Below are 17,868 nucleotides of genomic sequence, written 5' to 3' on the forward strand. Positions count from 1 at the left end.
GCAGGACAGACGACTGTCCGGAAGACGGCTGCCGATTTACGGCAACGTCAGGGCGCCGAGCTGCGACGGTCGGTATCGTTTGTCCGTGATCGGATTAGATCGTCTTGCCGTCTTCCTGACCGTCGTGGCCGTGCTGATCGCCGTGCCGGGTCCGAGCGTGCTTTTCGTGGTGAGCCGTGGCGTGGCGCTGGGGCGGCGGGCCGCCGTGTCCACCGCGGTGGGGAACGAGGCAGGTCTGCTCGTTCAAGTGACACTCGTGGCATTCGGGCTGGGGAACGTACTGGAGCGCTCCCTTCTGGTGTTCTCGGTGCTGAAGTTCGCCGGCGCCTTGTACCTGGTGTACCTGGGCGTTCAGGCCTGGCGGCATCGAAAGTCGCTGGCAGTGGCGGAACAGAACACGCCGGAGGCGGGAAGACCGGGCCGCGTCCTACGAGAGGGATTCATCGTGGGGCTCAGCAACCCCAAGGGGCTGCTGATCTTCGGTGCCGTGCTGCCGCAGTTCGTGGATCCCTCGGCGGGGAACGTGCAGGTGCAGTTGCTGCTGCTGGGCATGATCTGCGTCGTGATCGCGCTCATCTCGGATGCGACATGGGGGTTGCTGGCCGGGTCGGCGCGCAAGTGGCTCGCCAGGTCGCCCCATCGCCTGTCGTGGATCGGCGGGACGTCAGGTGTGGTGATGGTCGGCCTGGGGATCCGTCTGGCGTTCAGCGGCCGGGAGTGAGCGGGGGCATCGGTGGCCGAGCGTCGGGAGGTCGAGCCGCCCGCCGGCCTCGGCCGGGGAGCCGACCGGTCGGGCGACTGCCTCCCGGTCAGCCCGCGATGCTCGTCCCGGTGATCCCGAGCTCGTAGGCGACGGCCACCGCGCTGGCGCGGTTGCGCAGCCCCAGTTTGCCGAGCAGGTTCTGCACATGAGTCTTGACCGTGCTCTCGCTGACCACCAGTTCCCCGGCGATCTCGGCGTTCTTCATACCGCGTGCCATCAGTTTGAGCACCTGTCGTTCGCGGAGGGTCAGCAGGTCGAGCGTCTCGTGCCGACTGTTCTGCCTGCGTGGTGACGCGCGGCCCGGCTCGCCGCGGTCCGGCGCGTCGATCCGGTATCCCCCGGAGACGAGCCTGATGGCGGAGACCAGGAACCGGGGCGTCTCCCAGGCCAGCAGCACACCGCCCGCCCCCATCTTGTCCGCCTCGAGACAGAGCGGCTCCCCGATGTCATTGGTCAGCAGCAGCAGTCTCGAGATGCCGGACTCCGAGTAGTGGTGGACGCGGTGGATCAAGTGACCGATGTCGATGGATCGACAGGAGGTGTTGACGACGACCGCATCGAGCGAGGAGTCGAGACAGGCCTCCAGAGCCGCGGAACTGTCGCGGGTGCTGCCGACGAGGCAGAGGTCGGGGTACTTGAGGAAGATATGGAGCAGCCCAGCGTGGACGAGGCTGGAGTCGTCGATGAGGAAGACGCGCAACCCTCCGGGTCTCTGGTCGCCGCCCTCGGCTCCTGGCGCCGGTTTGTGTTCGGACTGAGCTTCCTCCATGGACACCCCCCGGGTCCCTCACGGAATTCGAACACGGCCATCATTTCTCGGGTTTGCCACTCCTAGTGCACTGGTTTCGGTCACATTCGCCCGTCATGTTCGGCACGCACATTCTGGCTCTTTTTGCCTAGGCCTTTCGACGCGCACGCTCCTGGTGATCGGACCGATCGACCGAGGGCGCCGCTGGGCGTTCGAGCCTAGGGTCAAGTGACATGACACAGAGCGTGGTGATCCTGGGCGGTGGAACGGCTGGGTGGATGACCGCCTCCTACCTGCGGGCGGCGTTCGCGGACAGTGTCGACGTCACCGTGGTGGAGTCCCGGCGGATCGGCACCATCGGGGTGGGCGAGGCCACCTTCAGCACGGTCCGGCACTTCTTCGACTATCTCGGCCTCACCGAGGCCGACTGGATGCCGGCGTGCAACGGCACGTACAAACTGGCGGTGCGCCTGGAGAACTGGCGTGCGCCCGGCACGTACTTCTACCACCCATTCGAACGGATGCGAGTCGTCGACGGTGTGCCGCTCACCGACTGGTGGCAGCGGATCGGCGAGACGGAACACTTCGACCGGGAGTGCTTCCTGATCCCCTGGCTCTGCGACGCCAAGGCCTCACCCAGGTTCCTGGACGGCCGCCTGTTCGAGCAGGACTTCGTCGAGGATCCCGGCCGCCCGCTCTACCGGACCACCCTCGCCGAGCAGAACACACAATTCCCCTACGCCTACCACTTCGACGCCTCCCTGCTCGCCGACTTTCTGACCCGCTACGCCGTCAAACGCGGCGTACGCCAGGTCGTCGACGACGTCGTGGACGTAGGACTCGACGAGCGGGGCTGGATCGACCACCTCGTCACCCGGGAGAACGGTGAGCTGCGCGCCGATCTCTACATCGACTGCTCCGGCTTCCGCGGCCGGCTGCTCGGCCAGGCCCTGGAGGAACCGTTCGTCTCCTTCCAGGACTCGCTGCCCAACGACCGCGCGGTGGCCCTGCGGGTCCCCGTCGACACGGCGGTGGAGGGCATACGGCCGTGCACGACGGCCACCGCCCAGGACGCGGGGTGGATCTGGACCATCCCGCTCTACGACCGGATCGGCACCGGATACGTGTACGCGTCCGACTACTGCGAGCCCGAGGAGGCCGAGCGGGTACTGCGGGACTTCGTCGGGCCCGCGGCCGAGGGTCTCGAAGCCAACCACATCCGCATGCGGATCGGCCGTAGCAACCGGGCCTGGGTGAACAACTGCGTGGGCATCGGGCTGTCCGCCGGCTTCGTCGAACCGCTCCAGTCGACCGGCATCTTCCTCATCCAGCACGCGATCGAGCAACTCGTTCGGTACTTCCCCGGCACCGGGCGGGACGCGGTGCTGCGCGAGACCTACAACCTCACTACGGCCAGGGCCATCGAGGGGGTGCGCGAGTTCCTGATCCTGCACTACCGGGGCGCGGCCCGTGCGGACAACGCATACTGGCGCGACGCGAAGAAGCGCCCGATGCCCCAGGACATGGCGCTGCGCCTGGAGCAGTGGCAGAGCAAGCTCCCGGACAACGACACCACGTACCCCTACTACCACGCCTTCGAGCCCTACAGCTACGTCTGCATGGCGCTGGGGCTCGGCGGTATTCCGCTGCGCCACCCGCCCGCGCTGGACCTGTTCGACCCCGGCCGGGCCCGACGCGAACTGGGCAGGGTCCGGGAGCAGGCCCGGAAGCTGGTGGACACGCTGCCCAGCCAGGTGGAGTACCTCGCGGGGATGCGCTGACGTGGTGGTGCTGCTCCAGGCCGTAGCGGCACTGGTCGTGGTGCTCGCCGTGGCCCGGCTGGCTCGTGGTGTGGCGGCATGGGTCCACCAGCCGCCGGTGGTCGCTGAGGTCGCCGTAGGTCTGGTCATCGTTCCCCTTCTGATGGCGGCGGCCGGGCCCGGGGTGGTCCGGACGCTGCTGCCGCCCGGTGTGACGGACGATCTGCACGTCGTCCCAGTGGCCGGCCTCGCGCTGTACCCGACGGGTGCCGGGCACGGCGCGCGGCCGCGTGGGAGCAAGGTGACACCGCGCTCCCACGCTGGCCTGCTTGCGGGCACCCTGGCGCCCGGGCCGGCGGCGGGAACGCTGCCGGCCGCCTGGGTGATGTTGCGGGACGTTCCGGCGGAGCGCGGCACCGCGCCCGCCGCGGCGCTCCTACTGCTCGCTCTTCCTGGCCCTGGTGCTGGTGGCACTCGACACCACCGCCGCGACCGGCCCACTGCTGTCACTGGTGGATGTCCGTCACCCTCGTGCCGCCGCGCCGCCCCTGCCCGCCTCCGAGGAGTTGTCGCATGACGAGGCCTGACACGGCCGCGCGCGAAACGACCGCCGGTGAGGGGGAGTTCCGGTCCCTGATGTCCCTGTTCCCGACCGGTGTCGCGGTGATCGGGGCACTGGACGCCGCGGGCCGGCCGTGGGGCATGACGTGCTCGTCCCTGTGCAGTGTCTCCCTCGCACCTCCCCTGCTGCTGGTGTGCGTGCGCAGCGGCAGCCCCACCCTGGGCGCACTCACCCACGCCGGAACGTTCAGCGTCAACCTGCTGCATCACCGTGCCCGGAATGTGGCGGAGTTGTTCGCGTCCGGCGACCCGGGCCGGTTCCGGCACACTCCCTGGCACGTTCCCTCCCACGCGGCCGGCCCTCATCTGCGGGACGCCGCGCACGCTGTCGCCGACTGCCTCGTCGACAGTGCCCAGCGGATGGGGGACCACACGGTGGTGTTCGGCCGGGTCAGCCGGGTCAGCGTCCTCACCGGTCCCGGCCGCGTCCCGCTGCTGTACGGGCTGCGCCGGTACGCCGCCTGGCCCTCGGGCGGTAGCGTTGCGGATCCCGACTGACGAGGAGTGAGATGTCGCAGCCCGTGGAGCCCGCTGGTGTCCTGTCCCCCGAGGAAGTGCTCCGGAAGTCCGGGGTGCCGTTCACGGTGCTGGACCATGTGCCGATCGTGGGCCGGCACGATGCCGAGACCACACTGGGCCTGGCCACCGAGCAGTTACTGAAGACCATGGTCTTCAGGACGGCCGACGGCGGCTTCGTGCTCGCCGCCCTGCCCGTCACCGGCCGTGTCAACTACGGCAGGCTGGCCAGAGCGGCGGGCGTGTCCCGGGCGAAGCTCCGGCAGGCCGACCCCGAGGAGCTGAGCCTGCTCGGCATGGAACCGGGCGGCGCGAGTCCGGTGTGCGACCTGCCGGGCGTCGTTATCGTCTTCGACGCCTCGGTGGCGCACATGGGCACCGTGTACTGCGGCAGCGGGCGGGCTGACAGGACCGTGCAGATCGAGGCGGAGCGCCTGATCGACCTGATCGGCCCGAAGTTCGAGGAACTGTCCTCGTGAGCCGCGGGGGGCGGGGCGGGTAGTCCCGGCCCCGCCCCCTGTGACAGTCCCTCAGCAAGGGGTTCCGAACCGGTCCGGTGCGAACGGCTCGGCGCCGGCAGGACGGCGCCCCTCCACCAGGTAGTCGCTCAGCAGCCGGGCCGTCCCGGGCGCCAGCGGCATGCCGTCGATACCGAACCCTGTGAGCAGCCACAGCCCCGGGGCTCCGGGGGCCGGGCCGACGATCGGCAGGCCGTCGGGAGACATGGGACGTACGCCCGACCAGGCCGCGCGGACCGGCATCTTCGCCAGCACCGGCGCGTGACGGGCGGCGGCCGCCGTGATCAGCGAGACCGCCGCTTCGCCGTCCCGCAGGTCGTCGAGTTGCAGCGCCGGTCCGCTGCTGGAGCCGAGGACCACCTCCCCACCGGGCAGCGGCTGCAGCGAGAAGACCACCTGAGTGTCCGTCGCCCCGGGTGCGGGATGGGCCAGATCGGCCAGCAGCGGCGGCCCGTTGCGCTTCAGTCCGACCGGGCCGTGCCAGGTGGACTCCATGAGGGTGTGGCGGAAGGCCGCACCGGTGACGGGCGCGGTACGCACAAGCCAGCCCCGGGCCCCGAAGACCGGCGCATCGGTTCCGGCGTGCTGGGCCAGGCTTCGCGACCACGGCCCAGCCGCGAGGACCACCGCGCCCGCCGGGAGCGGCCCGTCGTCAGTGATCACACCGGTGACGCGGTCGGCGTCCGTGAGCAGGCCCCGGACCATGGTGTGCGTACGGATGTCCGCGCCCGCGCGCCGTGCCCGGTGGGCGAGCGCGGTCGCGGCCAGCACAGGATGGAGGGCATACGCCCCCTCGACCGCCACCGCCCCCGCCAGGTCGGGCGCGAGACCGGGTTCCCGTTCCAGCAGGTCGCGGATGCCGATCTCCTGGGAGGGAAACCCGGCTTCGGCCAGCGCCCGGCCGTGGCTGCGGGCGCGGTCCATGCCGTCCTCGCTCCGCGCGACCAGCAGGTAGCCGTGCGGCCGTAACCGGAAGGACACCTCGCTCTCCCGCTGGGCCAGCTCGTAGTACGCGATCGCTTCGGCGAAGAGGTCACCGCAGGCGGGCAGCGGACTGGGCAGCAGTCCCCCCTGGTTGCGGCCCGTCGCACCGCCCGCCAGCGGGCCGCGCTCCAGGAGCAGAACGTGCAGGCCGCGCGCGGCGAGCCGCTCGGCGCAGGCACAGCCGGCGATACCGCCACCGACCACGATCACGTCAGGTGCCATGGGATCCGTTTCCTTCCTATCGGCGCTCCGAAGCGGCGGCGGGGGCGCTGCGCCGCACGGCGTCGCGAGCGAGGTCACCCAGGAGCTGGGGGATGGCGTGTTCGATGTGCTCGACCTGTGGTGCGGTCAGTGCCTCCGGCTTCTCGCCACGGCTGGAGGCGAACCCCGGGTACAGGCCGTTCGCCGCGAGATCGTCACGCACGACCCGCACCCTGCGCAGCAGTTGCGCGGCGATGTCCGAGGGCGACGAAGGTGCCCGAAGCGTGAGGAAATAGGTATCGAACAGGACCGCAAGGACATTGCGCGGCAGGGTGCGGCCGTTGCCCGCCGACGCCTGGAGCAAGGAGGGAGCGTCGGGCACCAGCTTGGCGGCCACGCCCTCGTGCACGGCTTCGTTGAGCGTGCACTCCTGCAGCAGGGCGTGGGCCCTGCCGTCCCAGGCAGCGGGCAGCCGACCCCGAAGCAGCGCTCGGACGGGACCGTAGTCGCGGGCCCAGGCGCCGCTGAAGCCGGGGTGGTGCAGGGCCATGCTGGGTCTGATGACCCGTTGGTAGACGTCGCGGGTACAGGACGCGGTGTACAGCAGCATCGCCGAGTAGCCGCGGACCAGTCGGGCCGCCGCGGCCATCTCGTCCGGCGACGCCGGGGCGGCGGCCTCGGCGGCTCGCCGTCCCAGCTCCTGCCACACCATGAAGGTGAGCTGGTGGCCGGTGATCCACCGGAACCAGAACAGCTGCTCCGCGGATTCCGGAGCTCCCAGTGCGCCCAGGGGCTCCGCATCGGCGCCCTTGCCCAGGAGTTCCCCGTACCGTTCGGCCAGGTGTGCGTCACCGCTTCCGGGGACCGGATCGGGCGGCAGCACCAGGGGTTCAAGACCGTAGGCGCGGCCGCCGAATTCGGTGACCGCGGCTTCCAGGAGGCCGGCGGTCGAGTTGCCGTTCAGTGTGGTCACCGCCCCTGGGCCGCTGCGGGTATGTGAGTGAACTCGTACTCCAGGCCGTTCACGTCATAGGCGTAGAAGCTGCTGACCCCGTCGGCATCCACGACGATCTCCGTCGGGGCCTCGGTGCGGGCGAAGACGTAACGCCCCGAGGCGGACAACCGCTGCCAGCGGTCCCGCCACTGCCGCAGTTCCCCGGCCGATGCGGCGGTCATGCACACATGCTGGAACTGGAGCACGTCCGGCTGTGGGCGGGTGTAGGCGGTGGCGCGGGTGAACAGGTGGAACCGGGTGCCCGCGGCCACCACCTCGGTCAGCCGGACGATGCCTGGCAGCCTGCTGCGGGTCAGGTCGGAAAAGGTGTCGAGGGTCCAGGCGGCGGTGCCGCCGAAGAAGTCGGTGTACCAGGCGACACAGTTGTCCAGGTCGGCCGTCTCGACGGCGAGGTGGTGCAGACCGGCCCGGAGGGTGCGGCCGGGCGGTGTCGTTTCGTCCACGGAGTGGTCCATGGGGCAGGAGTCCTCTCATCTGGCGACCGCGTACGCCTGCTCGCCGCGTGGGGACGCGGCGGCGCGCACCATGCCGTCGCCCGGTTCCGCGCCCACGGCACACACCTTGCCCAGCGACCAGTCCGGGACGGACTCGATCTCGTGTCCGCGGCGGGTGAGGTCCGACGTGACCTCGTGGGGGCAACGGCTCTCGATCTTCACGGTGAGCGGCCGGTGGGTGCGGGGTGTGAAGGACGACGGGACATGCTCGGAATGGAAGGCAAGGGTCTCGACGGCGTGTTGCAGGTCGAGCCCGAAGTCGGCGTGGGCCAGGAAGAAGCCCAGCGTCCACTGGTCCTGCTGGTCCCCGCCGGGGGTGCCGAACGCCAACCGGGCCCGGCCCTCCTCGAGGACGAGGGTGGGGCTCAGCGTGGTACGGGGTCGCTTGCCCGGCGCCAGCGAGTTGGGGTGCCCCTCCGCCAGCCAGGCCATCTGGCCCCGCGTACCCAGCGGGAAGCCGAGGCCCGGGATCACCGGGGAGCTCTTCAGCCAGCCCCCACTGGGGGTGGCGGCCACCATGTTGCCCTGGCGGTCGGTGACCGTCAGGCAGCAGGTGTCGCCGCGTGCCTCGGTCGCCGCCACGACCGGGAGAGCCACTGTCGGCAGGCCGTCGTACAACTGGCCCAACCAGGAGGGATCGTTCGGCGGCTCCGTCCGGTCCAGCGGCGGAATCCACGGAGTCCGGCCGTCCGGGCTGCCAGGACGCAGGATGTCGGCGGCGTGTTCGCCGACCAGCCGGCGGCGGCCCTCGGCATAGTCGCCGTCCAGCAGGGCGGTCAGCGGCACATCGGCGAAGTCCGGGTCCCCGTACCAGGCCTCCCGGTCCGCATAGGCCAGCTTTGCGCACTCGGTGATGGTGTGCAGATAGTCGGCGCTGTCCAGGCCCATCGCCGCCAGGTCGAATCCCTCGAGGAGCGCGAGCTGCTGGAGGAAGACCGGGCCCTGCGACCACGGACCCGGCTTGTGCACCTCCAGGCCGCGGTAGCGGCGGCTCACCGTGGCCTCCGTACGGGGCTCCCAGCGAGCCATGTCGTCGCCGGTGAGCAGTCCTCGATGGCGCCGCCCCGTCGCGTCCAGCACGTCGGTGTTCCGCATGTGGGCGTCGATGGCCTCGGCGACGAAACCGCCGTAGAACGCCCGGTGAGCGGCGCGGATCTGCTGCTCGCGGCGCGATCCGGCCGCCTCGGCCTCCTTCAGGATCCGCCGGTATGTCTCGGCGAGCGCGGGATTGCGCATCCGGGACCAGGGGCCGGGCGGTGCGCCGCCCACCAGATAGGTGCGGCCGGACTCCGCCCACTCCTCTCGGAAGAGCGGGGCCAGGACCTCGATGGCCTGGGCTGCCCTGGGCAGCAGCGGATAGCCGTCCGCCGCATAGCCGATGGCGTGTCCCAGCACCTGCCCCAGGCGCAGCGTTCCGTACTCCTCCAGCAGCCGCAGCCAGGCGCCGAAGGCCCCGGGAACGGTGGCCGGAAGCAGCCCGGAGCCGGGGACCCGGCTCAAGCCCAGAGCCTGGAACGCCGCCGGCGTCGCCGCCCGCGGCATCGGTCCCTGTCCACAGATCACCCGGGCCCGGCCGTGCGTGGCGTCGAAGACGAGGATCGGCACGTCACCGCCGGGGCCGTTCAGGTGCGGTTCGACCACCTGTAGTACGAATCCTGCCGCGGCGGCGGCGTCGAAGGCGTTGCCTCCCGCCTCCAGCGTCGCCATGCCCGCTGCCGAGGCCAGCCAGTGCGTCGTGGACACCGCGCCGAAGGTGCCGCGCAGTTCGGGACGTGTCGTCACCGCGACCGCTCCTCAGGCCGATGCGGCCGACGGGAGACCGGCGAGGCTTGCCGCGATCTGCTCGTCCGTGACCGTCGGGTTCTCCAGTGTCCCGGCCAGGAAGGAGTCGAAGGCGGCGAGGTCGAAGTTGCCGTGTCCGGAGATGTTGAAAAGGATCACCCTTTCCTCCCCGGCCTCACGCGCGGCCAGCGCCTCGACGATCGCCGCCCTGAGCCCGTGCGACGACTCGGGCGCGATGACGAAGCCCTCGCTGCGCGCGAAGCGCACCGCCGCCTCGAAGACCTCGGTCTGCGGGAAGGCCCGGGCTTCCACCAGGCCGTGCTCCTTCAGAAGGCACAGGCTGGGGGCGTCGCCGTGGTATCGCAGACCACCGGCGTGGATGGAGCCGGGGATGAAGTCGTGTCCCAGGGTGTACATGTACAGCGGCGGGGTCAGGCCCGCCGTGTCCGGGTAGTCGTACGCCAGCTTGCCCCGGGTCAGTGTGGGGCAGGCTTCGGGCTCCGCGGCGACGAACCGGGTGCGCGGGCGTTCGCCACTGAGCCGGTCACGCAGGAAGGGGTAGGCGAGCCCGGCGTAGTTCGAGCCGCCCCCGACGCAGCCGATCACGACGTCGGGGTACTCGCCCATGATCTCCATCTGCTTCCTGGCCTCCAGACCGATCACGGTCTGGTGCAGCAACACGTTGTTCATGATGGAGCCGAGGGCGAACTTGGTGTCGTCGCGGCTGAGCGCGTCCTCCACCGCCTCACTGATGGCGATGCCGATGCTGCCGGGCGAGTCGGGGTGCTCCGCCAGGATGTCGCGCCCGGCCTTGGTGCGCTGCGTCGGCGAGGCGTAGACCTGTGCGCCCCAGCTCTGCATGAGCGACTTGCGATAGGGCTTCTGCTCGAAGGACGCACGGACCATGTAGACGTTCACTTCGAGGCCGAAGAGCGCGCCGGCGAACGACAGGGCGGAGCCCCACTGGCCCGCTCCGGTCTCGGTCGTCAGCCGCCGGGCACCTTCTTCGGCGGCGTAATAGGCCTGTACGACGGCGGTGTTCGGCTTGTGGGAGCCCGAAGGGGACACGCCCTCGAACTTGAAGTAGATATGCGCCGGTGTGCCGAGCGCGCGCTCCAGAAGCCCCGCACGGACCAGCGGCGAGGGACGCCAGATTTTGTAGACGTCTCGCACCCGTTCCGGGATTTCCACCCAGCGCTCCTGCGTGAACTCGTGCTCGATGACTTTCTGTGGAAGCAGGGCAGCCAGGTCCTCCGGCTTCAGCGGGGCCATCGTTGCCGGGTTGAGCGCTTCGGGGAGGGTCGCGGGCAGATCGGGGAGGATGTTGTACCAACGGTCGGGCAGGTCGGTCTCGGAGAGCAGGACTCGCTTCAACACCGGTACTTCCCTTCAACGAGCGCGGGACTTGTCGGGGATGCGCCAGCATCGTATGAGTTGGGAAAGGCGGCGAACTTCGCCTTTTCTGCTTGTTTGACGGGTTGAGTTCTCCATAAATCGAACTAGGCCGAAAGGCGCACGACTTCTCACCTGCCGCGGAGGCGAGGGGAGCGGACCTGACAGACCTGGGCTTTTTCAGCCAACCCTCGCTTCCGACCGGATGGGGCGGGTCACCGGGCCTCCACTGCGGCGAAACTGGGACATGCGGTACCGCGTGCCGCCGTGCGGACCCGTGCGATGACGTGGCAGACCCGTGCGAAGAAGCAGCAGACCGCACGAAGACCGTGGAGGACAAGGGCATGACCGCAGATGACGCAGAAATCATCCGTGAACTGGAAGAACGCCGTTTCGGCGCCATGACGGCGGGTGATTTCGACAGCTTTGCCGAACTGGCCCATCCCGACCTCGCCTACACCCACTCCAGCGGAAGCCTGGACACGCTCGATTCCTATCTGGCGAAATGCGAGAACGGTTACTACGTCTACCACCGGATCGATCACCCTATCGAGAGGATCTCGATTGTCGGGGACACCGCCGTCGTCATCGGTGAGATGCTCGCCGATATGACCGCAGGGGGTGTCCGCCGACAATTGGGGAACCGCTCGATCGCCGTATGGTCCCGGGTCGACGGCACCTGGAAATTCCTCGCCTATCAGGCCACGGCCAAGCGGTAGCGGGAAGCCCCACGGCGGGCCGGGAGGCGAGGAGGCCGAGGCGGGGTGAGGAAGCCCACCTGGCACCCGGCAGGGGCCCATCCCGCGCCGGGACGGGCGACAGGCCGACGCAGCGGGGAGCGCTGCACACGCTGACCGGCCGGGAAACCGGGGTACCCGACGTGGTATCCGAGGGAAGGACTGACATGACGACGTACGTGATCAGCGTGCCGGGCACCTTCACCGACACGATCGGAGCCAGTCGAAGGGATGAACTGGTCCGAGCGCTGCGTCCGGCTGATCCGCACCGTACCCAGGCGGGGAACGAGGAGGATCTGGACGTCCTCACCGTCAACGAGGACGACACTTTCACCATCCGCCTCACCGTGGAGGCGGACAGCGGACCGCACGCAGAACGGGACGCCCGGAACCTCGCGGGCTCCGCTCTGCGCGCCGTTGGGCTGGACGAGAACAGCGCGCCCCTGGGGCCGGCGGTGATCACCGGCATCGATTCCGAGATCTGAGGTCCGCACCACTCCGTCCCAGGCCAGGAGGTGCGGCGACGCCGGCCGTGAGGAGGTCGTCCGGATCGACGCGCTCGGCAGGTCGCCCGCGGGCCCCTCGCGGGGCCGGCTCAGCGGCCGGCGGCCGCATTCCAGTGGACCAGCTGCACGATGACGCCGTTGGGGTCGCGGACCTGGAAGGCGCGTTCACCCCACTCCTCTTCGGTGAGCGGCATGGTGATCGCGACCCCCTCGGCGTGCAGGCGTGCCAGCTCGCCTTCGAGATCGTCGACGACGAAGGCGAGGATGAGACCACGGGCGTGCTCCTCGCGCTGGTCCGCGGGGAGGGTCGCCAGCCCTCGCCGCAGAAAGACGACGTTCATGCCGACGTCGTCACGTGTCAGGGACGCGAACCCGTCCGCGGTCATCTCCTCGCGGAAGCCGAAGTGCTCCACGAGGAAGGCGGTGGAGGCGGGGACGTCGTCGACGTTGAGTGATACGGCGCTGGAAGTGACCTTCACTGGGACTCCTTCGAGGTGACGCGCGCTACCGATCTCCGTACGACGTACAGAGTACAGCGTACAGAGATAGGGTGCGAGAGGATTGCCCCGTGCCGACGGAACGAACGAGCGCGGGCGACCCGGCCCGTACCCTGCAACTGCTGTGGCGCCACTCCGGCGCTGACCGCCGCCGAGGACCGCGACGCGGGCTGAGCGTGGACGCGGTGGTCGAAGCAGCCACCGCAATCGCCGACACCGAAGGCCTGGACTCGGTCACCATGCGCCGAGTGGCCCAGGAACTCGGCGTGGTGCCTATGACGCTGTACACCTATGTCCCCGGCAAGGCCGAGCTCCTCGACCTCATGCTCGACGCCGCCTACGCCCGCATGCCTCGTACGGACACCACCGGAGAGCCGTGGTACCGACGCGTCACCGCCGTCGCCGAGGAGAACAAGGCCCTCTTCGAACGGCACCCTTGGGCCGCGACCGTCTCGACCGCCAGGCCTCCGCTCGGACCGGGGCTGATGGCGAAGTACGAGCACGAGCTGTCCGCGCTCGACGGCCTGGGTCTCAGTGACGTCGAGATGGACGACTGCCTGACCTATCTGCTCACCTTCGTGGGGGCGTGCGCCCGCGCAGCCGCCGACGCCCGCTCCGCCCAGCACGACAGCACGATGAACGACCGGCAGTGGTGGGAGGCGAACGCCCCCCTCCTCGCCCGGGTACTCGACCAGGACGCCTACCCCACAGCCGTCCGGGTCGGCGCGGCGGCAGGCGCCGCACACGGCACCGCCTACGACCCCGACCACGCCTACACCTTCGGCCTGCAGCGCGCCCTCGACGCCTTCGCCGCCCTCATCGACCGAGGCCGCGGCACGGACGCGTCCATGCCACCGCACGGGCGCGGCGCCGGTGCCCCGTGAGTCGGGGAACCCCTCGAGCCGCACTCGCGCCGGCACGCGGGATCACTCATCTCCGCTGCCCGTGTGTTGGCTGCACTGAGTGGGGTAAGCGCACCATCCGACCGGTTCGCCGGGACGGTGACGGCGATATCTTTCCCGTCCGTTCGGGTGGCCGCACGACCGAGTCAGCTCGATTTCAACAGGGCTGCCAAGGAGGAGACCATGAAGAAGCTGACGCAGCGTATCGCCACGGCCGGCATTTCCTGCGTGATCGCCGCAGGGGCTCTCTTCGCCACCGGCGGAGCCGCGGCGGCGGCCTCTCCCCAGGCGGGCGGCCACACCTCCGCTCCCACCACCACGGCCGACACCGGCCACCGCTCCTCCCAGCTCCGCACCGACCACCGGCCCACCGATCGCTGGATCGCGGACCAGCTGGCACTGTTCGATTCCGCGGCTGCCAAGCGGCCGACGGCACCGGACCCCTGGATCGCGGACCAGCTGGCGCTGTTCGCTCCCGCCGCCCGGTAGGCGCGGCACGGCATTCCCTGACGGGAGGACGGGCTGCTCCGGCGGCCTGCAGGTGGAACTCCAGGTCTCCAGATCGGTGATGCGGCGGTGGTGGGTGTCATGCGGCGTCGTGGAAGACGAGACCGAGGGTGCGTCGGCGGCCGGTGCGGACCGTGCTCACGCCGTGCCGCATCGGCCCGTTCGACCAGCCCCGCCTGGTCGCCACCGGCCGGTCCCGGGTGGTGAAGACCAGGCCGTGGCCCTGGGGCAGGGTACTGGAGGAGCCGCGTGACTGTGCTCGCGGTCGCTGCTCGGTCATCAGGAACTCGCCGCCGGTGAAGTCCACACCCGGCGCGTCGAGACCGATGACGACCTGGAGCGGGAACAGCATCTCGCCGAACACGTCCCGGTGCAGGGCGTTCCAGTCGCCGGGGCCGTAACGCAGCAGGATCTGTGCGGACTTGGTCTGCCCCGCCTCGTGGCACTGCTCCAGCCACTCCTGGAGGGCATCCGGCCAGGGGGCGGGCTTGCCGAGCTTGCCGGCCCAGTCCCGGGCGATGGGAAGCAGGCGGGGGTAGAAGGCCTCTCGCAACTCGCCCACCGGCTGGGGCAGTTCGTGCGTGAAGTAGCGGTACTGGCCGGAGCCGAAGCGGTGGCGGGCCATGTCGACGGTGGTACGGAAGTGGGCCGGCTTGTCATAGAGGGCGGCGATCTGGTGGCATTCGGCCCGGGTGAGGAGCCGGCCGGTGAGCGCGTTGCCGTGCTCACCGAGTTCGCCGGCCAGGGCCGCCCAGTCCTGCCGGGCGATCCGGTCGGCGACGGGGCCCGCGAGCCGGGTGGTCTCGCTCATGATGAGGCATTCCTTGGATGGTTGATGAGTGCCGTCCCGGCTCGGCCTGTGCGAGAGGATGATGCGGAGCCGGGGTGATGTCGTTCAGGCGGCCTGGTGGACGCGCTCCAGGCTCAGGAGCTGCTGCTTGCGCTCCAGGCCGCCGGCGTAGCCGGTCAGCGCGCCTCCGGCACCGATCACACGGTGGCAGGGACGGACGACCAGCAGCGGGTTGGCGCCGATCGCCGTGCCCACGGCTCGTACCGCGGCCCTCGGGGCGCCGATCTTCCGGGCGATGTCTCCGTAGGTGACAGTGGTGCCGTAGGGGATGGCCTCCAGTGCCGTCCACACCCGCCGCTGGAAGTCCGAGCCTCTGTCGACGTACTCGATGGCGAAGTGGGTCAGCTTGCCGTCGAAGTACGAGCGCAGCTGGGCGACGATCTCGGTGAACGCCTCCGGCTTCTCGACCCAGCCGTCCTGCACACCCATGCGCACGGTGACCACATCGCGGGCGACGCCCAGTTCGCGGACCGTCCGGCCACCACGGTGGTGGGTGCGGATCTGGCCAGCGCCTGGGAGTACTTCGGGTTCACGGAGGACCCCGGGGCCGTGGCGCAGGTGGATCTGGGCGGGCGGGTGCTGGAGTGTCTGGCCACCCCGGGCCATCACGAAGCAGCGGTGACCTTCTACGACCCGTGGACCGGCTTTCTGCTCACGGGTGACACGGTCTACCCGGGCAGGCTTTACATCCAGGACCGGGCCGCCTTCGCCCTGAGCGTCGATCGACTGATCGAGTTCTGCGACCGCCGACCGGTTACCCATGTGCTCGGCTGCCACATCGAAATGACCCGGCAGCCGGGTGTGGACTACCCGATCCGCACCACTCACCAGCCCGACGAGCCTCCGTTGCAGATGGCCCCTCACCACCTGCGTGAGATCCGCGCGGCGCTCGCGGAGGTCGGCAACCGGCCCGGCCGACATCCCTTTCGCGACTTCATCCTGTGCTTTCACGACTGATCGGCGTGTGCCCCGGCACCTGATCCGCGGCCGTCATGGGCGGAGTCGACATGGTGGAGAGCGCGGCGTGGGCACGCGTCGAAGGGCCCGTCCCCCATTCCGGGGACGGGCCCTGTGGAGCGCCGGGCAGGCCTTGCACCTGCATCTCCCCGCAGGAAGCGGGGCGTCTTTCCTTGGACCACCAACGCGCGGCACCGCGCTCGTAGTTGAGCGGCGTGCTCAAGATCCAGCATAGCGCACCACGCCGACAGCGTCGGACGCCGGCAGGGAGGGGCGACGGCCGTGATGCGGCCATGGTCGTTGCCCGTCGGCGCCCTTGCCTCGGGTAAGGCGACGGTGCCGGGCGAGGGCCACGACGCGCCCGGCACCTCGGTGCGCGAAGGGCAGTGTCCTGACCTTCTCCGCGCGTACCGCGGTGGGACGGGAGGGCTCCGGCCGTGGTCGCGGCCGGGCCGGGTTCCCGGCCGGGCCGGGAACCCCTCCCCTTGTGCCGATTCGGCTTGTGTGTGGAGTCAGTTCGTCGCGGCCGCGGTGCGATGCGGTCGGTTGTGTACCAGGAAGGCCCCGGCGAGGGCTGCGCACAGGAACACCACGGCGATGACGGTCATACCGGCGCGGACCCCCGAGGTGAAGGCATCGGCCACCGCAGCGGTCACATTCGGTGGAGCCGCTCCCCCGCCGGAGCCGGTGGAGACTGCGTGTTCGACGGCAGGCCAGGCGGCGCGAGGGACGTGGTGGTCGCCGAGCCGGGCCGGCAGTTGCGACTCCAGCCGACTGGTGAGCAGGGCGCCGAGCAGGGAGGAGCCCATGACGGATCCGATCTGGCGGAAGGCGTTGACGGCCGCGGAGGCCATGCCCGCACGTTCGTGCGAGACACTGACCAAGGCCGCGGCCGTGCTGGGTGCGGCCACCATGCCGCTCGCGGCACCGAAGAGCACGTACAGCCACCACACCCGGGTGTAGGGGGTGGTCGGGTCGAGGGTGGTGAATCCGGCGGCGGCGGCCGCACCCAGGAGGAGGCCCAGGGTCAGGGGCAGCTTGAAGCCGGTACGGCGGATGAGGCGTCCGGTGCCGTACGCGACGATGACGTAGATGCCGAAGAAGGCCAGCAGGCGCCATCCCACATCCAGCGCGCTCAGCTGCTGGACGCGCTCGTAGTAGAGCACCGACAGGATCGCGACGCCGGTGAATCCGAACAGGGAGACGGCCGCCACGAACATCACCGCGCTGAACGAGGCCGAGCGGAACAGGCTCAGGTCGAGCAGCGGCGCTGTGCCGGCGCGCTCGACGAGGACGAAGCCCGTGAGGGCCGCGGCTGCGACGAACCATGCGGCGAGGATGCGCGCGCTGGTGTAGCCGTCGCTTCCGCCCTCGATAAGGGCGTAGACGAGGGCGGCGATGCCGAGGACGGCCGAGAGCTGGCCCGGGATGTCGAGCCTGCCGCCTGGGCTGCGTGACTCGGCGACGAAGGCGCCGACCACCAGGGTGACCACGGCGAGGACGGCGGTCGACAGGAAGACGCTGTTCCAGTGGAAGTGGTCCAGCAGTGCACCGGCGATCAGGGGGCCGACGGCGAGTCCTATGCCGGACGACGCGGCCCAGGCGGTCACGACTTCGGTGCGCCGGTGGGGGTCGGGGAAGGCGGCACCGAGGAGGGCGAGGCTGTTGGGCAGGATGAGCGCCCCGCCGAGGCCGGAGACGAGCTGCCCGGCGATGACGCCTCCCGCCGAGCTCGCGGCATAGACGGTGATCGATCCGAGGATCATGACCACGGCGCCGGCGAGGAAGGTCCGCTTGCGTCCGTAGAGGTCGCCGATGGTGCCCGCGGACATCACGAGGCTCGCTACGAGCAGGGTGTACGCGGAGGGTATCCAGACCAGCCCGGTCGGGGAGACGTGCAGATCGTCCTGGATGGCCGACAGAGCCGAAACGGACGCGGTGATCAGCAGGAAGGTCGTCATGGCGCCGAGGCACATCGCGACGAGCGTGACAGCCGGGGCGAGCCGGGAGGGCTCACGCGGGGAGAGCCGGTTGCCGGTGTGCTCGGCGGCCTCGCGTCTGAGCGGGCCCAACCGTCGCGTCGCGGCGGAGGGAGGAGTGGAGGGCACGCCGTCCTCT

General features: G+C 70.2%; 19 protein-coding genes and 1 pseudogene. 10 read left to right on the top strand and 10 right to left on the bottom strand.

The annotated features are described in order from the left end of the window. Positions 1–85 precede the first annotated feature (85 nt). The gene (locus tag ABZ823_RS09505; protein WP_361656087.1) at positions 86–721 is read left to right on the top strand and encodes a LysE family translocator; all 636 of its coding nucleotides are present in this window, start codon (positions 86–88) and stop codon (positions 719–721) included. Positions 722–809: 88 nt separating this feature from the next. Here the strand turns inward: ABZ823_RS09505 and ABZ823_RS09510 are convergent, their stop codons facing one another. Further along, positions 810–1,532 carry a response regulator transcription factor gene (locus ABZ823_RS09510; RefSeq protein ID WP_361656090.1) on the bottom strand — a complete coding sequence of 241 codons (723 nt, stop codon included), beginning with the start codon at positions 1,530–1,532 and terminating at the stop codon, positions 810–812. Positions 1,533–1,744: 212 nt separating this feature from the next. On the opposite strand from ABZ823_RS09510, the gene ABZ823_RS09515 reads away from it, so the two are divergent. The 4 genes from ABZ823_RS09515 to ABZ823_RS09530 all read left to right on the top strand — a co-directional run bounded on the left by ABZ823_RS09515 (position 1,745) and on the right by ABZ823_RS09530 (position 4,887). Further along, positions 1,745–3,292 carry a tryptophan halogenase family protein gene (locus ABZ823_RS09515; RefSeq protein ID WP_361656093.1) on the top strand — a complete coding sequence of 516 codons (1,548 nt, stop codon included), beginning with the start codon at positions 1,745–1,747 and terminating at the stop codon, positions 3,290–3,292. A 440-nt stretch (positions 3,293–3,732) separates the two neighbouring features. Beyond that, positions 3,733–3,858 (top strand): hypothetical protein, encoded by a 126-nt coding sequence (locus ABZ823_RS09520; RefSeq protein WP_361656096.1) that lies wholly within the window; start codon positions 3,733–3,735, stop codon positions 3,856–3,858. After that, positions 3,845–4,390, top strand: a complete 546-nt coding sequence (locus tag ABZ823_RS09525; RefSeq protein ID WP_361656099.1) for a flavin reductase family protein — start codon at positions 3,845–3,847, stop codon at positions 4,388–4,390. Before ABZ823_RS09520 ends, ABZ823_RS09525 begins: the two co-directional genes overlap by 14 nt. An 11-nt stretch (positions 4,391–4,401) precedes the next feature. Next, positions 4,402–4,887: a YbaK/EbsC family protein gene (locus tag ABZ823_RS09530; protein ID WP_361656102.1), complete on the top strand. Its 486-nt coding sequence runs from the start codon at positions 4,402–4,404 to the stop codon at positions 4,885–4,887. Positions 4,888–4,938: 51 nt separating this feature from the next. Here ABZ823_RS09530 and ABZ823_RS09535 read toward each other — a convergent pair whose 3' ends face one another. Genes ABZ823_RS09535 through ABZ823_RS09555 form a run of 5 tightly spaced genes read right to left on the bottom strand, consistent with a single transcriptional unit; the run spans position 4,939 to position 10,779 of the window. Next, a complete protein-coding gene (locus ABZ823_RS09535) occupies positions 4,939–6,132 on the bottom strand; it encodes an FAD-dependent oxidoreductase (protein ID WP_361656104.1) in 1,194 nt (397 codons plus the stop codon). 16 nt (positions 6,133–6,148) lie between these two features. Continuing rightward, a complete protein-coding gene (locus tag ABZ823_RS09540; RefSeq protein ID WP_361656107.1) occupies positions 6,149–7,084 on the bottom strand; it encodes an L-tyrosine 3-hydroxylase in 936 nt (311 codons plus the stop codon). Further along, on the bottom strand, positions 7,081–7,581 hold the full coding sequence (locus ABZ823_RS09545) for a VOC family protein (RefSeq protein WP_361656110.1): 501 nt from the start codon (positions 7,579–7,581) through the stop codon (positions 7,081–7,083). Before ABZ823_RS09545 ends, ABZ823_RS09540 begins: the two co-directional genes overlap by 4 nt. Before the next feature lie 15 nt (positions 7,582–7,596). Beyond that, the gene (locus tag ABZ823_RS09550) at positions 7,597–9,402 is read right to left on the bottom strand and encodes a gamma-glutamyltransferase (protein WP_361656113.1); all 1,806 of its coding nucleotides are present in this window, start codon (positions 9,400–9,402) and stop codon (positions 7,597–7,599) included. A 12-nt stretch (positions 9,403–9,414) separates the two neighbouring features. Next, on the bottom strand, positions 9,415–10,779 hold the full coding sequence (locus ABZ823_RS09555) for a TrpB-like pyridoxal phosphate-dependent enzyme (RefSeq protein ID WP_361656116.1): 1,365 nt from the start codon (positions 10,777–10,779) through the stop codon (positions 9,415–9,417). 359 nt (positions 10,780–11,138) lie between these two features. Here ABZ823_RS09555 and ABZ823_RS09560 point away from each other — a divergent pair, with 359 nt between their 5' ends. Both ABZ823_RS09560 and ABZ823_RS09565 read left to right on the top strand, forming a co-directional pair. Further along, complete coding sequence (locus tag ABZ823_RS09560; protein WP_361656118.1) at positions 11,139–11,513, top strand: nuclear transport factor 2 family protein; 375 nt, start codon at positions 11,139–11,141, stop codon at positions 11,511–11,513. 185 nt (positions 11,514–11,698) lie between these two features. Beyond that, positions 11,699–12,016: a hypothetical protein gene (locus ABZ823_RS09565; RefSeq protein ID WP_361656121.1), complete on the top strand. Its 318-nt coding sequence runs from the start codon at positions 11,699–11,701 to the stop codon at positions 12,014–12,016. 110 nt (positions 12,017–12,126) lie between these two features. Here the strand turns inward: ABZ823_RS09565 and ABZ823_RS09570 are convergent, their stop codons facing one another. Then, entirely contained in the window at positions 12,127–12,516 is a 390-nt protein-coding gene (locus tag ABZ823_RS09570; RefSeq protein WP_361656124.1) for a VOC family protein, read from the bottom strand. 89 nt (positions 12,517–12,605) lie between these two features. Between ABZ823_RS09570 and ABZ823_RS09575 the strand changes: the two genes are divergently transcribed. Continuing rightward, positions 12,606–13,418 carry a TetR/AcrR family transcriptional regulator gene (locus ABZ823_RS09575; RefSeq protein ID WP_361656126.1) on the top strand — a complete coding sequence of 271 codons (813 nt, stop codon included), beginning with the start codon at positions 12,606–12,608 and terminating at the stop codon, positions 13,416–13,418. A gap of 201 nt (positions 13,419–13,619) precedes the next feature. Then, the gene (locus tag ABZ823_RS09580; protein WP_361656128.1) at positions 13,620–13,925 is read left to right on the top strand and encodes a hypothetical protein; all 306 of its coding nucleotides are present in this window, start codon (positions 13,620–13,622) and stop codon (positions 13,923–13,925) included. A 97-nt stretch (positions 13,926–14,022) separates the two neighbouring features. Here ABZ823_RS09580 and ABZ823_RS09585 read toward each other — a convergent pair whose 3' ends face one another. Then, positions 14,023–14,754 (bottom strand): 2OG-Fe(II) oxygenase, encoded by a 732-nt coding sequence (locus tag ABZ823_RS09585; RefSeq protein WP_361656131.1) that lies wholly within the window; start codon positions 14,752–14,754, stop codon positions 14,023–14,025. A gap of 84 nt (positions 14,755–14,838) precedes the next feature. Further along, positions 14,839–15,216 (bottom strand): annotated as a pseudogene (locus tag ABZ823_RS09590) (methylated-DNA--[protein]-cysteine S-methyltransferase); the annotation flags it as partial. On the opposite strand from ABZ823_RS09590, the gene ABZ823_RS09595 reads away from it, so the two are divergent. Next, on the top strand, positions 15,130–15,750 hold the full coding sequence (locus ABZ823_RS09595; protein WP_361656134.1) for an MBL fold metallo-hydrolase: 621 nt from the start codon (positions 15,130–15,132) through the stop codon (positions 15,748–15,750). The pseudogene ABZ823_RS09590 and the gene ABZ823_RS09595 sit on opposite strands and share 87 nt — an antisense overlap. Before the next feature lie 512 nt (positions 15,751–16,262). Here the strand turns inward: ABZ823_RS09595 and ABZ823_RS09600 are convergent. Next, positions 16,263–17,858 carry an MFS transporter gene (locus ABZ823_RS09600; RefSeq protein ID WP_361656137.1) on the bottom strand — a complete coding sequence of 532 codons (1,596 nt, stop codon included), beginning with the start codon at positions 17,856–17,858 and terminating at the stop codon, positions 16,263–16,265. Between the last annotated feature and the right edge of the window lie 10 nt (positions 17,859–17,868).

The organism is Streptomyces sp. NPDC047079 (assembly GCF_040643755.1).
Taxonomy (GTDB): Bacteria; Actinomycetota; Actinomycetes; order Streptomycetales; family Streptomycetaceae; genus Streptomyces.